This is a genomic window from Desulfotignum phosphitoxidans DSM 13687 (assembly GCF_000350545.1).
GTDB lineage: Bacteria > Desulfobacterota > Desulfobacteria > Desulfobacterales > Desulfobacteraceae > Desulfotignum > Desulfotignum phosphitoxidans.
The window spans coordinates 1-14,642 of record NZ_APJX01000020.1 but is presented as its reverse complement, the minus strand read 5'-3'; the positions used below and the strand labels follow the sequence as shown (position 1 = coordinate 14,642).

13 protein-coding genes are annotated in these 14,642 nt (G+C 54.9%); 3 read left to right on the top strand and 10 right to left on the bottom strand.

Annotation, left to right across the window (positions count from 1 at the left end; translation table 11 throughout):
* Position 1: 1 nt before the first annotated feature.
* A complete protein-coding gene (locus DPO_RS23060; RefSeq protein WP_006968795.1) occupies positions 2-409 on the bottom strand; it encodes a hypothetical protein in 408 nt (135 codons plus the stop codon).
* Positions 410-506: 97 nt separating this feature from the next.
* Between DPO_RS23060 and DPO_RS23055 the strand changes: the two genes are divergently transcribed.
* Positions 507-2,162, top strand: coding sequence for an ABC1 kinase family protein (locus tag DPO_RS23055; protein WP_006968794.1), 1,656 nt, complete (start codon positions 507-509; stop codon positions 2,160-2,162).
* A gap of 97 nt (positions 2,163-2,259) precedes the next feature.
* Here the strand turns inward: DPO_RS23055 and DPO_RS23050 are convergent, their stop codons facing one another.
* The 9 genes from DPO_RS23050 to DPO_RS23010 all read right to left on the bottom strand — a co-directional run bounded on the left by DPO_RS23050 (position 2,260) and on the right by DPO_RS23010 (position 12,862).
* Positions 2,260-3,312: a PstS family phosphate ABC transporter substrate-binding protein gene (locus DPO_RS23050; RefSeq protein ID WP_006968793.1), complete on the bottom strand. Its 1,053-nt coding sequence runs from the start codon at positions 3,310-3,312 to the stop codon at positions 2,260-2,262.
* Positions 3,313-3,378: 66 nt separating this feature from the next.
* Positions 3,379-4,665 carry a phosphate ABC transporter permease PstA gene (pstA, locus tag DPO_RS23045; protein WP_040012294.1) on the bottom strand — a complete coding sequence of 429 codons (1,287 nt, stop codon included), beginning with the start codon at positions 4,663-4,665 and terminating at the stop codon, positions 3,379-3,381.
* On the bottom strand, positions 4,658-6,049 hold the full coding sequence (gene pstC, locus DPO_RS23040) for a phosphate ABC transporter permease subunit PstC (RefSeq protein WP_006968791.1): 1,392 nt from the start codon (positions 6,047-6,049) through the stop codon (positions 4,658-4,660). The genes pstA and pstC overlap by 8 nt, the downstream gene beginning before the upstream one ends.
* 115 nt (positions 6,050-6,164) lie before the next feature.
* Positions 6,165-6,725: an MlaC/ttg2D family ABC transporter substrate-binding protein gene (locus DPO_RS23035; RefSeq protein ID WP_236610037.1), complete on the bottom strand. Its 561-nt coding sequence runs from the start codon at positions 6,723-6,725 to the stop codon at positions 6,165-6,167.
* A gap of 48 nt (positions 6,726-6,773) precedes the next feature.
* Positions 6,774-7,331, bottom strand: coding sequence for a hypothetical protein (locus tag DPO_RS23030; protein ID WP_006968789.1), 558 nt, complete (start codon positions 7,329-7,331; stop codon positions 6,774-6,776).
* Between the two features lie 97 nt (positions 7,332-7,428).
* Entirely contained in the window at positions 7,429-8,661 is a 1,233-nt protein-coding gene (locus tag DPO_RS23025) for an aminotransferase class I/II-fold pyridoxal phosphate-dependent enzyme (protein ID WP_006968788.1), read from the bottom strand.
* A 158-nt stretch (positions 8,662-8,819) separates the two neighbouring features.
* Complete coding sequence (gene tdh / locus DPO_RS23020) at positions 8,820-9,866, bottom strand: L-threonine 3-dehydrogenase (protein WP_006968787.1); 1,047 nt, start codon at positions 9,864-9,866, stop codon at positions 8,820-8,822.
* A 75-nt stretch (positions 9,867-9,941) separates the two neighbouring features.
* Complete coding sequence (locus DPO_RS23015) at positions 9,942-11,393, bottom strand: trimethylamine methyltransferase family protein (protein ID WP_006968786.1); 1,452 nt, start codon at positions 11,391-11,393, stop codon at positions 9,942-9,944.
* An 11-nt stretch (positions 11,394-11,404) separates the two neighbouring features.
* Positions 11,405-12,862 carry a trimethylamine methyltransferase family protein gene (locus tag DPO_RS23010; protein WP_006968785.1) on the bottom strand — a complete coding sequence of 486 codons (1,458 nt, stop codon included), beginning with the start codon at positions 12,860-12,862 and terminating at the stop codon, positions 11,405-11,407.
* 160 nt (positions 12,863-13,022) lie between these two features.
* Here DPO_RS23010 and rnhA point away from each other — a divergent pair, with 160 nt between their 5' ends.
* Both rnhA and DPO_RS26340 read left to right on the top strand, forming a co-directional pair.
* Positions 13,023-13,718, top strand: coding sequence for a ribonuclease HI (gene rnhA, locus DPO_RS23005; RefSeq protein ID WP_006968784.1), 696 nt, complete (start codon positions 13,023-13,025; stop codon positions 13,716-13,718).
* A 497-nt stretch (positions 13,719-14,215) separates the two neighbouring features.
* Positions 14,216-14,642 (top strand): hypothetical protein (locus DPO_RS26340; protein ID WP_083912140.1); only part of this gene is annotated, 427 nt, incomplete at its 3' end.

The window sequence follows — 14,642 nt, the reverse complement described above, 5'->3', positions numbered from 1 at the left end:
TTCAAAACTGCAGAAACGGGACCGCTTCCTTATATTCACCGGTTGCTTCTTTCTGATCCGTTGAAAAATCGGATTCCGGCACCCATTGATACGCCTTGATATCCGTTGTATCGGAAAGGGGCAGAGCACAGCTTCTGGATTTGGGAAACGGCCCGTCAGAGGATTGAAACCGGGTCACGACCGCCTCTTCCGGGCTGTCCGCGATTTCGATGATATCTTCCACATAAACGACCTGAATATCTTTAAAAAGCGGATCTTTGATATCTTCTTTGATGATCTGGATGCGCTGTTTAAAATTCTGAAGTGCCAGTTCCGGGGTGCCGGCCTTGACCAGGCAGGTAAAATAGCCGTGTCGTTCCATGCCGGACGGGGTGATCTCATCAAATGAAAAATGCCCTGAGTACAACATGTTCAACCTCCTTTCATTGGTTGAAAATATTTTAGATCAAGTGCCCATGGAATAGCAACCCATATTGACAATCCCATTGCAAAAAGAAGACCCTTTTATGGAATTCAAAACATTCACCCATCTGGCCCGGTTAAAGGACATGGCCATGATCATGGCCAGATTCGGATTTGGGGACCTGGTTCAGCGCCTGGACCTGCCCGTGAAACATCTGGTACACACTATCTCGCCTGAAACCGATACAGACACGGATGTGTACCAGCGCATCCGGATGGTCATCGAGGAACTGGGTCCCACGTTTGTCAAACTGGGGCAGATCTTGAGCATGCGGCCCGATATACTGCCCGTGCCCATGATCCGGGAGCTGACAAAACTCCAGGATGCCGTGGGAACCATTTCGTTTGACGAGGTCAAGCAGGTGCTGGAACAGGAGTTTGATACCCCGCTGGAAAAATTGTTTCGATCCTTTGATCCAAAACCGCTGGCAGCCGCATCTTTGTCCCAGGTGCACAAGGCAATCCACCCGACCCTGAACCGGGTGGTGGCTGTGAAAATCCGGCGGCCGGGCATTGTCAAAACCGTTGAAACCGATCTGAGTATTCTGGAGGTTCTGGCTGAAAAAATTCACAACAACATGGAAAGCATGCAGGTATATGATCTCCCGGGGATTGTGGCAACCAACCGCCGCACCCTGCTCAAGGAGATGGATTTTTCCAGGGAAGGCCGGTATATCCAGATTGCCAAATCCAAAATTGAATCAGGCTCCGACATTGTCATCCCGGACGTGTTCACTGAATACAACACCCCTAAAGTTCTGGTCACGGCATTTATCAAGGGAACCAAAATCACGTCTCATATGGATCTGCCGGCGGAAGAACGCAAAGCCCTTGCCGTAAGCGGGATGCAGTCGGCTGTACTTCAGATCCTGGAACACGGGTTTTATCATGCAGACCCCCATCCGGGCAATATGGTGATCACTGTTGACAAGCGCTTGTGTCTCATGGACTGGGGCATGGTGGGCCGGCTCACACCGGAGGAAAGAAACGATCTGCTGTTTTTCATCCGGGCTGCGGTAGACAACGACAGCCGGAAACTGGCACAGATGGTGCTGAGCATTGCCACAGCCCGCAAAAGCGTCAATGCCCGCCAACTGGAAAAAGATCTGATGGAGATCATGGATGTGTATCTGTCTTTACCCTTGAAACAGATCCGGGTGGGATCGCTGCTGGAAGACCTGGTCGGGGTGTTGAAATCCCATGCCCTGCGGCTGCCGCCGGACATGTCCATCGTTATCAAGGCGTTGATCACCGTGGAAGGCACGGCCCGGATGCTCTACCCGGAGCTGGATGTGATTTCAGAAGCCAAACCCCATGTGCACCGGCTGGTATCCCGGCAGTATTCCAAAGGCTATATCTGGCAGCGGCTGCGCAGCAATGTATCTGCCATGTGGGGCCTGCAGCAGCACCTGCCCCAGACGGTATCTGCCATCCTGAAAAAAATCGAACACGATGACGTGACCATCGGATTTGATCACAAGAATCTGAATCCGTTGCAGAAAGCTCTGGAAAGCAGCTTCAACCGCCTGACCCTGGGCATTGTTTTAGGCGCCATGATCATGGGATCCTCCATGATCATCACCACGGGTGTGGGCCCGCTGCTCTTCGGATACCCGGCCCTGGGCATGGCCGGGTATCTGATTTCCGCCGTGATCGGATTGTGGCTGATCATCACCATTATCCGGGGCAAAGAATATTGACCGGTAGCTTACGGCCTGTGCCCCAAATCATACCATAAGAAAACCGGGCAGATGCCTAACGCACCTGCCCGGTAATCAGTAAAAAACTGGATAGAGATTACAGATCGGAAGCAGAGAGCGGGGTCAGATTTTCAACGGCCTGGCGGAACTGTTTTCTTTCCGCTTCAGGCATGGGAATCAGGCCTTTGTCCGTCAGATATCCCTCGTCTCCCCAGGCTTTCTCACTGGTGAACTCAGCCAGATATTCCCGGATCCCGGGAATGCTGTCCACATGGGCTTTTTTCACATAGAAAAACAGGGGCCGGGACACGGGATAACTGCCGTCCGCAATGGCTTCAAACTCCGGGGCAATGCCGTCCACAAGTGCGCCCTGAAGCTTGTCCGCGTTCTGATCCAGAAAAGAGAACCCGAAAATGCCCAGGGCATCGGGATTGGTATCCAGTTTCTGAACGATCAGGTTGTCGTTTTCACCGGCCTCGATATAGGCCCCGTCTTCACGAATGGTGTGACACAGGGCTTTGTAGGCTTTTTTGTCCTGGCCTTTCAGATCGGCAATCCAGGCAAATTTTTTGGCACCGCCCTCCATGGCCAGTTCCACAAACGCGTCCCGGGTACCGGAGGTGGGCGGCGGCCCCAGCACTTCGATCTTGATGTCCGGCAGAGAGGAATTCACATCTTTCCAGGTTTTGTTGGGATTGGGCATGGTTTTACCGGCCACGTTTCCGGAAGGCACATCTTTGGCCAGGGCCAGAAAGATATCCTTGCGGCTCAGCTTGAACAGCGGGGCTCTGTTGGAATTGGCAATGACAATCCCGTCATACCCGATTTTCACCTCAACGATCTCGGTTACCCCGTTGGCTGCGGCTGCGTCAAACTCCGATTTTTTAATCCGCCGGGAGGAATTGGTGATGTCCGGATATTCAACGCCCACGCCGGCGCCGAACAATTTGTGCCCGCCGCCGGATCCCGTGGATTCAATGGTCGGGGTTTTGAAGCCGGTCGCTTTGCCGAAATTTTCCGCCACCACTGTGGCAAACGGGTACACCGTGGAGGATCCCACAATGGAGATATAATCCCGGGATGCCGCACCAACGTTACCAATGCCCAGGGCAAATACCAGGGCCAGACTTGCAATCAACATTTTTTTCATTTGTTTCTCCTTTAAACGATAAATTAAATCACACATGCATTCACATTCTTTTTATTTCACACTTGCTTACCACCTTCTTTCAAACTTTTTGCGCAAAAACACGGCCAGAGCGTTCATGGTCACCAGAAACGCCAGCAGCACCATGATGGCGGCGGATGTTTTTTCCAGAAACGCCCGTTCCGGACTGTCGGCCCATAAAAAGATCTGCACGGGCAGCACGGTGGACGGATCTGTGAATCCGCCGGGAATGTCCACGATAAAGGCCACCATGCCGATCATGAGCAGCGGCGCGGTTTCTCCCAACGCCTGGGCCATGCCGATGATGGTACCTGTGAGCATGCCCGGCAAAGCCAGGGGCAGCACATGGTGCATCACCATCTGGGTTCTGGACGCCCCCACCCCTAAAGCCGCCTCCCGGATGGAAGGGGGCACGGACTTTAAAGCGGCCCGGCTGGCAATGATGATGGTGGGAAGCGTCATCAAAGTCAGCACCAGTCCCCCCACCAGGGGAACGGACCGGGGCAGGCCGAAAAAATTGAGGAACACAGCCAGACCCAGCAGCCCATAGACAATGGACGGCACGGCCGCCAGATTGTTGATATTGACCTCGATGATATCGGTCCACCGGTTTTTGGGGGCAAATTCCTCGAGATACACGGCAGCGGCCACGCCAATGGGAAATGACAGCAGCAACGTCACGATCAGGGTGTAAAAAGACCCGGTTACGGCCCCCTTAATACCGGCCAGTTCCGGCTCCCGGGAATCTCCGGCCGTAAAAAAGGTGGTGTTGAACCGTTTTTCCAGCCGTCCCTGTTCCCGGAATTCATCGATCCAGGACAGCTGATTGTCTTTCACCCGGCGTTCCGCTTCCGGCACGTCCCGCTGAATATGACCTTTGATCACCATGTCCACGTCATCATCCGCCGGCACCCAGATCTGGATCACGGACCCGATTTTGTTCTGATTTTTTCTCACATAATCCTGGAGCTGATACGCAGCCCCGTTGCTGACCATGCCATAGAGCTGCCGTTTTTCCCTGCGGGTTGTCACTTCCGGAAACATGTCTGCCAAAGACTGTTTGACCAGGCCCTGGTAATTGGCATCAGCCAGAGACCCGGCATCCAGTATTTCGGGATCCAGATGGATATCCAGTCGAACAAAGGTCTGCTGAAACGCCGTGTACCCATTGGCTGAAATACTGATAAACAGAAACACCAGAAAAATCATGGATAAAATAATGGCAACAATGCCGTAAAGCCGGAACCTTTTTTCCGCCCGATACCGCCGGGCCAGGCCCTGATTCACGATATCCATTGTCCGGGCGGTCCGCTGATTTTGGATAAGATTATTCATATTGCTCTCGGTATTTTCGCACCACCACCAGGGCGATGACATTCAGAATCAGGGTGATGACAAACAGGAGCAGGCCCAATGCAAAAGCCGCCAGGGTCTTGGGGCTGTCAAACTCCTGGTCCCCCACCAGCAACGTAACGATCTGGACCGTCACCGTGGTCACGGTTTTCAACGGATTCACGGTCAGGTTGGCAGCCAGGCCGGCGGCCATGACCACGATCATGGTCTCGCCGATGGCCCGGGACACGGCCAGCAGCACCCCGCCCACAATGCCCGGAAGGGCGGCGGGCAGCACCACCAGGCGAACGGTTTCACTTTTGGTGGAACCTAAGCCCAGCGCCCCGTCCCGCAATGACTGGGGCACGGCATTGATCACGTCATCGGACAGGGAAGACACAAAGGGAATGATCATGATTCCCATGACCAGGCCGGCCGCCAGGGCACTTTCCGATGATACGTCCAGCCCCAGGGTGACCCCGGCGTTCCGGATCATGGGCGCCACCACCAGGGCCGCAAAAAATCCATACACCACCGTGGGGATCCCGGCCAGGATCTCCAGCAGGGGTTTGGCCACGGCCCGGACCCGTTTGTCTGCATATTCCGACAGATAAATAGCGGACATCAGCCCGATGGGCACGGCCACACACATGGCAATGGCCGAGATGAGCAGGGTCCCCATGAATACGGGGATGGCGCCGAACGCCCCGGAAGATCCCACCTGGTCCGACCGGATGGCCATCTGGGGACTCCAGTCCAGGCCGAATAAAAACTCATGGATTGGAATGACTTTGAAAAACCGGATCGCTTCATACAGCACAGACAGCACAATCCCGATGGTGGTGAAAATGGCGATGGAGGCACAGGCCACCAGCAGATATTTCACCAGGGATTCCACATGATTTCTAGCCCGCAGCACGGGGGTGATTCTTTTTTGGATCCAAAGGATTCCGGCAATCCCCGCGACCAGGACCAGCACGGCCAATGCGGCATGACTGAGGGTTTGAAGACGGGTGTAATGATCGGCTGCCGCCCGGATGGCAACACTGATATCACCGGATATAATGTTGCCATGCACCAGGTTTTTGACATCGTTCATCAAAAGCCCGAGACGGTCGGAAGGCAGGGCCTGAAGATCGGGCGGCAACCCCGCAACCACCAGCTGGGTGATCACCGTGGGTCCAAAGGCCTGCCAGAAAACAAATATGGCCAGGGCCGGAACAGCACACCACAAAGCAGCCAGTGCCCCGTAGTAGGTGGGTCTGGAGTGCAGTATCTGCTGTCCTTTGCCCGTGGCTTGTGCCACGGCAACTGCTTTTTTCCGACCCAGATAATATCCGGCCGTTGTAAGCATCAGCAGTACCAGCAGCAAATTGGAACTAGACATGATCACCTTGCAATAAAAAAAGGGGTTATTCACTGAACTGACCGTGAAAATACCCCTTTTTTACAAGGAATTGTTTAACAAATGATGAGCAGAATGTTAGAAAATGATGAGCAGATCATCCATTGGACGCTGTTTTTTTCTCAAGCTCCTGAATCATTGATTCAAAAGAATCCGATTCCAGCATCCGGGCGAACTGGGACCGGTAATTGGCCACCAGACTGACCCCTTCCACCACAATATCATATACCATCCACTGACCGGCCTCGGTCCGGTACATCCGGTAATCAATGGGAATTTCAATGGAATCCGTGATAATATTCGTATCGATCTGGGCTTTGTCGTCCCGGACCTGTTCCTTGACAAACTCGACCTGTTCATCTGTATATGACTCGATTTTTCCCACATAGGTTTCTTCCAGAAGCCGGGAAAACAGTTCCACAAACGTCTGTCGCTCTTCATCCGTCCTCCCCCGCCAGTGGCGGCCCAAGCTGAACTGGGACATTTTTTCAAGATCAAACCGTTCATATATTTTTTTGCGCAGGGCCTCCCGCCGACGGGCCGTGTTGGCCTCCCCTTTGAACGCGTCATCCTTTAAAACAGCCAGAATGGCATCGATACCGGCTTCAAGCTGGGTCCGGGGGGAGATATCTTGAGCATACCCGGGAACCGGTGCCACCAAACACAGGCTCCATATTAAACATATGAGCACGATTTTTTTCATGGATTATTGTTCTTTCTGGCTGTTTTGCGTGAGCGCCGTTTCTATGATGGCTCTGGAAAAAGGCGGAGAAATGTTTTTCGTGTGGTCGGCACCGGGTTTCTGGTTGGGTTTGTGACTGGCACCGCTGTATGCCGTAAGGGTCTTGTCACTGAAATGGATCTGATAATTGGGGCGGATGCCTTTTCCCGTGGTGCCCAGACACACGGTGGCATTTTCATCTGTCCCGATATTGTGCAATATTTTTTCCAGAAACACGGGGTTCAGTTCAGCCAGACGGGCCTCATCCCAGACAATACCTGTTTTGCCGGCTTTTCGGGCACCGGGTTTGGGCTTTAATTTATGAATCAAGGTTGACAGGTTTTTCAGCTTGATCCCCAGATTTTTGACAGACCGTTTCTGGATCTCACCTTCTGCCTGGGGTTTAAGAATCTTTAACTGTTCATTCACCTTTTCATACCCTTGTTTGGACTCTTCCAAGGCCTTCTGGTCGATCAGCGCATGCACATTTTTACACATGCGGTTTATTTCCTGTCTGGATTCTCTGAATTTATCAGGCTCCATGCTGTTGTTCTCCTTGTCAAAATTGGGTGAATCATACCCGGGTCAGGTTCAGACTGCCGGGCCAATTTTTCTATTCTACACTGATTTCACCCCGGTTTCAAGGAGTTGAAAAAAAAGCCCCCAGCAGGTCCAGAACCTGATCAATATCCTTCGGTGTATGGCAGGCATTGATCTGAAACCGGATGGTCTCATCCCCTTTGGGCACCACGGGAAAGGTCAGTCCCACCACCAGGACCCCGTGGTCATACAGATAAGATACCAGTTCATGGGTTTTCGCGGTATCCCGGACCATGAGCGGCACCACGGGGTGGGGACCGTCAATGGATTCCAGGCCCAGGCGATCCAGGCCTTTGCGGAACCGCTTTGTCTGGGCGGCCAGATGTGTGAGAAGGGCCTGTCCTTCCGGGCTGTCGCAGATTTCCAGGGCCTTGATTGCTGCGGCACAATCCGCCACACTCAACGGATTGGTGTAGATGTAGGTATCCGCCTTCTGCCGCACCGCCTCGATCAGGGTCCGGCTGCCGGCAATGAACCCGCCGTTGACACCAAAAGCCTTGCCAAAGGTGCCCACCACCACATCCGGCCAGGCCCCGGCATATTCCGGGGTTCCCCGGCCCGTCTTTCCAAAGGCCCCGATACCATGGGAGTCATCCACCACCGTGATCACCCCGTCCCGGAATTTTTCCTCATACTCCCGGCAGATTTCCACGATTTCATTGATGGGGGCAAAATCGCCTCTCATGCTGAAAATCCCGTCAAAAATCACCACCACCCGGTCCATGTCCGGGCTTACGGCATCCAGGCAGCGTTTCAGATCCGCCATGTCATTGTGCCGAAAAATGCCTTTGTTCTCACTGGGCACATTGCTGATACGCATGGCCCGGATAATGGAGTTGTGGTTGAGCTGATCCCCGATCCAGTGGGTGTTTTTACCGGAAATAGCCAAAGCCAGTCCGCAGTTGGCCGTGTAGGCGGAGTTAAAGATTTTAGCAGCCGGCTTTTCCACAAATCCGGCAATGCGTTCCTCCAGGCCCACATGATGGATAAACGTGCCGTCAATGAACCGCACGGCTCCCGGCCCCACCCCGAATTCCCGGGTGGCCCGGTCCGCCGCCTCGATCAGCTCCGGATGGTTGGACAACGACAGGTAGGCATTGGAATTGAACCGCATGTATGCCTGGTCCGAGCCCACCAGTTGATACCGGGGCCCCCGGTCTTTTTCCGGCGGCACATATCCCTGAATGATCCGTTCCGATGATTTGGACCGGCCTTCTTCTTTCAGGGCCGCCAGTTCCAGTTCCAGGCTGCTGTCCAGTTTATCTGTACTCATCTGTCCTTCTCCTGTTTTATTTTCTGAGGTCATGCCTCATTTCAGTCTCTATTTTTATTGCACCACGAAGATCACGAAGGACACGAAGGGAGATAACTCATTCTCCCATCTTCGTGATCTTCGTGTCCTTCGTGGTAACCCGCTCCAACCCAAAAAAATTACTGGGTCCGGGTCCAGTCCAGGATCACTTTGCCGGATCTGCCCGAGCGCATCACCTCAAACCCGTCTTCAAACTGGGTATAGGCGAACCGGTGGGTGATCAAAGGCGTGATGTCCAGGCCGGTCTGGATCATGGAGGTCATCTTGTACCAGGTTTCATACATCTCCCGGCCGTAGATCCCCTTGATGGTGAGCATGTTGAACACCACCTTGTTCCAGTCGATGGGGGTCTGGTCCGGCATGATCCCCAGCAGCGCTATTTTCCCCCCGTGGCACATATTGTCCAAAATCCCTGCCAAAGCCGAGGGGTTGCCCGACATCTCCATGGCCACGTCAAACCCTTCCTTCATGCCCAGTGTTTTCTGGGCTTCCGCAATGGTTTGCCGGGTGACATCCAGGGCCAGATCGGCCCCGGCGGCTTTTGCCAGATCCAGGCGGTAAGGGTTGACATCCGTGACCACCACATACCTGGCCCCGGCATGCCGGGCAATGGAAACGGCCATGCACCCGATGGGGCCGGCCCCCGTGATCAGCACATCTTCCCCCAGCACGTCAAAGGACAGGGCCGTGTGGGTGGCATTGCCTAAGGGATCGAAACAGGCCAGGGTTTCCAGAGGAATTTTTGAATCACAATACCACACATTGGTCACGGGAATGGCCAGAAATTCGGCAAAGGCCCCGGGCCGGTTCACACCCACCCCCTGGGTGTCTTTGCACAGATGCCGCCTGCCGGCCAGGCAGTTTCTGCAGTGGCCGCACACCAGATGCCCTTCCCCGGACACCAGATCCCCTTTTTTGAAGTCCGTCACATGGGATCCTATTTTTTCAATAGTACCCACAAACTCATGGCCGACATGCATGGGCACGGGAATGGTTTTTGCGGCCCAGTCATCCCAGTTGTAAATATGCACATCCGTGCCGCAGATGGCGGTACGCAAGATTCTGATCAGCACCTCATTGTGCCGGATCTCCGGCACGGGTACTTCCCGGAGCCACAGTCCCTGCTCCGGTTTTGCCTTGACAATCGCTTTCATGGTCTGTTTCATGGGTATCTCCCTGTCAATGAGTGTCCGGCCGGCGTCTGATTCACCTGCGATCCCTGAATTCGGACTACGTATCAATCAATGATACAGGGGCAGGTCATCCGGGTCCACCCCTTTTTTTTGCATAAAGGTATTCATGGCCCTCAACACCCCGGGATCGATCTCTGGGGGCACATACCGGGCCAGCATCCGGTCCCGGGTATCCTGGATGTTTTTCAGCAGTTTTTCCTGGGGAGACATGCCGGCCAGGTGCCCCCGCAGCGCCACGGATGGGTTCCAGGTATGGGTCCGGCATTTTTTCATGGTGTCCATGGTGGTGAGAAACAACCCCCCCGGCCCCACGGATTCAATGAGATCGAAATTCAGGGTGGTGTCATCCACGGTCATGTCATCCATATAGAATTGGATCATCTGGATGATCTCCAGGTCCATGATGAATTTTTCATAAGAGATGGCGGCAAAGCTGTCCAGAATGCCGGCACTGTGCACGATCAGGCTCACCTGGTTCTGAAGGGCCGTGAACATGGACAGCATGCTCTCATACCCGGCCGGGGCGGACAGGCTTTTTGCATCAGTGACCGATCCTCCGCACCGGCTGGGCACCCCGTAATACCGGGCCAGGGCCGCACAGTATTTTGCCTGGAGCGCATAGGCCGGGGACCCGATGGAAATATTACCGGTTTTCATGTCCGACCCATAGCACTGGATTCCGAAAATCACCGGGGTACCCGGATGCAGGGCCTGGGCCAGACAGATGAGTCCTAACGCTTCAGCCGTGGCCATGGCCACATTGCCGGCCAGATCAATGGGACCCGTGGTGCCGGCCGCCACCCCCGGGGACAGGATCACGGGCTGGCCGTATTTTCCCGCCACATCCAGGGCTGCCAGCCCCGTGTCATCCACCTGGAGCGGGCTCACCGGGCTGATCATGGTAAGCACCCGGGGCGTCTGGACCAGCGGCGTTTTCCCGCCCGTGCGGATGGCCGCCAGGGCCATGATATCTTCCATGTGCTCCCGGCGGCCCGGAATGCCGAAAACACATTTGTCCGAATAGATCAGGGCCGCATACATCATGGCCAGGTGACTGACCTTAGCAGCCACATCCGAAGGCTGGGCCAGGATCCCGCCGTTAATGTGAAACAGGTCACTGACCTGTACCAGTTTCAAAAAATCCACATGATCCTGGAAAATAGCATTTCGGATATTGCCGTCCGGATCCATGACGGACGCGCATCCATAACCCGGGGCCAGGCTGGACGATCCATCTCCCAAGATCATGTCATGTTCCCGTGAAATACCGTGCAGGGTGAATTGTGCCGGGGCGCTGCCCAGCAGCGCATCCACCTGATCCGGAGAAAACACGGCCCGGTCCGCTTTCATGGATATTCCCTTTTCCGACAAAAGATCCAGATACGGCCGGCTTAAGATCCGGATACCGATCTCTGAGAGAATTCGCCGGGCCATGCCGTCCAGTTTTTCCAGATTTTCCAGGGACGGCTCCGGGGATTTCGGCAATTTTCGGGTCATCATGTTTTCTCCTGTCAACCAGCAGTCAGTTCCTTTACCCCGGCTTCCCGGATCTCTGCCATGGCTGCCAGCACTTTTTCGGGCAGCCCCGGCACCTTGTGGTGATCCAGAATATCGGCCAGCCGATCCTGGATCCGTTGTGCCATATCTTTTTCCCCTTTTTCCTGCCAGATTTCATAGGGTTCTCTGGCCAGCAATTTTGATCCCCACACGGCCGTGCGGCAATGATCCACCGTATGGCGGTGGGCCAGAAAATGCCCGCCGGGCCCGATATCCCCGATCACCTGCCGGGCAATGGTTGCGGCATCTACCCGGATCCCTTTCATGAATTTTTTCGCCATGCCCACGGCTTCGTTGCCCAGCACCAGCTGGGCTGCGGAACACACCATGGCCTGGTCCAGATACCCCACGTCATGGATCAGGTTGAGCCCGGCCAGGGCCTGGGTGATGATGGAAAATCCGCTTTCCAGACCGGCCTGGGCATCCACCCCCTTGGCGTCCGTGCACCCGGCATATCCCCAGGTGGGCAGATCAAACGACTGGGCCACTTCCGCCTGGGCCGAGATTCCCAGACTCATCTCCGGATATCCCACACCAAACACCCCGGTGGACATGTTCAGGATCTGGACATTGCCGCTCAGACACACGGGGCATCCGGGCTGGCGCAGCTGGGCCAAGACCAGGCACATCAACGATTCCGCCGTGATCAGGGTCACCACCCCGGCCATGGTCATGGGGCCCGTGGCCCCCATCTGCACGGCCGGTCCCGGCACCTGGGGAATAAAATAATCGGCTGCCGCAAAGATCCGGTCCACGGTTTCTTCCGGCTGCACCAAAGGAGAAATCGGTTCCGGATACAGGGCCAGGAACGGTTTCTGCCGCAGTTTGTCCATACCGCCGGCCACCTGGGCCGCCATTTCCAGCACCAGTTCTGTGCCCCGGCCGGAATACCCGATGAACACAATGGGCTTGACCGTGTGGGTCACCACGGCCTCAAACTCGTACAGGTCCGCAGCAATGGCAGGTACGTCCTGGCACGATCCCATGGGCATGACCCAGTCAATGTTTTCACACGCATCCGCCACCTTTGCCCCGATGCTGATATCCGCCACCGTGGTGGGATGGATCTCACCGGTCCGGGCATCCTTGGTTCGCGGGCTGCCAGTGGAAGTGCCGTAATAGCTTTTCCGCCCCTCCACTTCCAAAGCCCGGTTTCCGTGCCGGTCATACAGGACAAACCCGTTGGGTGCCGTGGTCAGGCACTGCTTGACAATGAACTCCGGCACCCGGACATGGTCACCCGCCACCACGGCCCCGGCTTTTTTGAGCATCTGCCGGGCCCCGTCATGGAGCACCCGGAACCCCACACTGTACATGATATCAAAGGCGGCCCGGCGGATCTCGAATATCTGGTCATCGCTCAATATCCGCATATAAGGCCGCTGCGACTGAATGGCGCCTGAATGAATCATTTCCCTGCTCCTTGCTGTGTCTGCCGGCATCGGTGCCGGGTATTGTCTTTATTATTTCGGCAATACCATAAAAACAGCGGCACTGCCAGCCCATGGCGATGATTTTTTTCATGCCTGCCGGGACTTTACAGGGTGAAACAAAGCCGCTATAGTGCGCCGCATGAAATATTATGCTGTCGCCACCGGTCGCACCACCGGCATTTTTACTACCTGGCCTGAGGCCAAAGCCCAGGTGGAAGGATTTCCCGGGGCTGTTTACAAAAGCTTTAAAACCCGGGAACAAGCTGAGGCCTTTCTGGCGGACCCGGTCCTGGGAACCGGCAGAAAAAAAACCGCGTCCAGTCAAAAATCCCGGAACAACGGCCCCTCAGGTACTGACAATGACTGGCCTGAGGGCACCATTGTGGTGTACACGGACGGCAGCGCCATCGGCAATCCCGGACCCGGCGGATACGGGGTGGTGATCCAGAAACATCCGGACACCCCGGCAAAGGAACTGTCCGGCAGCTACGGGCACACCACCAACAACCGCATGGAGATGACCGCCGTGATCAAAGCCCTTCAAGCGCTTCAGGGAACGGTCTCCCCCGTGGTGGTGCACTCGGACTCCCGGTATGTGGTGGATGCCCTGACCAAAGGATGGGCCGCAGGATGGGAAAAAAGAGGCTGGAAACGGTCCAACGGCCAGCCGGCCCTGAACCCGGACCTGTGGAAACAGCTGCTGCCCCTGGTTCAATCCCTGAATGTGCGGTTTGTCTGGGTCCGGGGTCACAGCGGCAATCCTTTGAACGAACGCTGTGATGAACTGGCCAATACCGCGGCCCGGAACGGGAATCCCCAGGACGACACCATGTAATTCACCGATATTTGCGCCCTTACTTTAAGATATTTCGAAGTTATCATTCGAAATATCTTAAAGTAAGGAGGCTGATATAGTGAAAGCCAAGGCCGGGGAGCGGGCAGTCCCGGAAAAACTGAACTTCAACCGGGTAACCACTGGATTCTCCTTGAAAGGGGAAATTATCGATACAGTCACAATGTTTGGCTGATCGCATATCCCCGATTGGCAGACCTTTCCGTACCGTTTCAAACCAACAGTATCTGAGTGCAGACTCAAAAAATGATGGAAAATATTGCAAAAATGGTCCAGAAAAGTGAGGGAAAAAGAAAGGAGCCCCCTCACGTTTCTTGGCTGATGCGTTGATAGAGGGCTCCTGCCACATTAACCAATGGCGGGACCATGATATCACTATATGTGCTTACTCAACAATCATTATTTTCTCTTCTTCATCAAATTGACTTGGATCTGGCGAGGCAAACCAAAGAACGCCGCTGCCCTATTGTGGGGGACCGTTGCACTATGCCAACTACTGGCGTAAACCGCGTGGCGGCCCTCCAGATCTTGAAACACTCTTTGAGCTTCGTTACAGCCTTTGCTGCGGGCGCGAAGGATGCCGCCGGCGCGTCATGCCTCCATCGGTCAGGTTTTGGGACCGCCGGGTGTATTGGGCTCCTGTGATTTTGTTGCTCACCGCCATTCGTCAGGGAAAAAATCCGGATGCAACCTTGGAACGTCTAAAGGGGATTTGCGGAGTTTGGAGATCCACTGTCAATCGCTGGAGGGATTATTTTTTAGAAATTTTTCCAGACAGCTGTGCCTGGCGCCGCCTTTCGGGTCATTTTCTGGAAAGGAAAAGGGGTCGCCTGATTCATGACCTGTTATCCAGCTACTATCGGGAGATACAGCCACCGGAAGCTGCAATGGTCAAGTGTCTCCAAG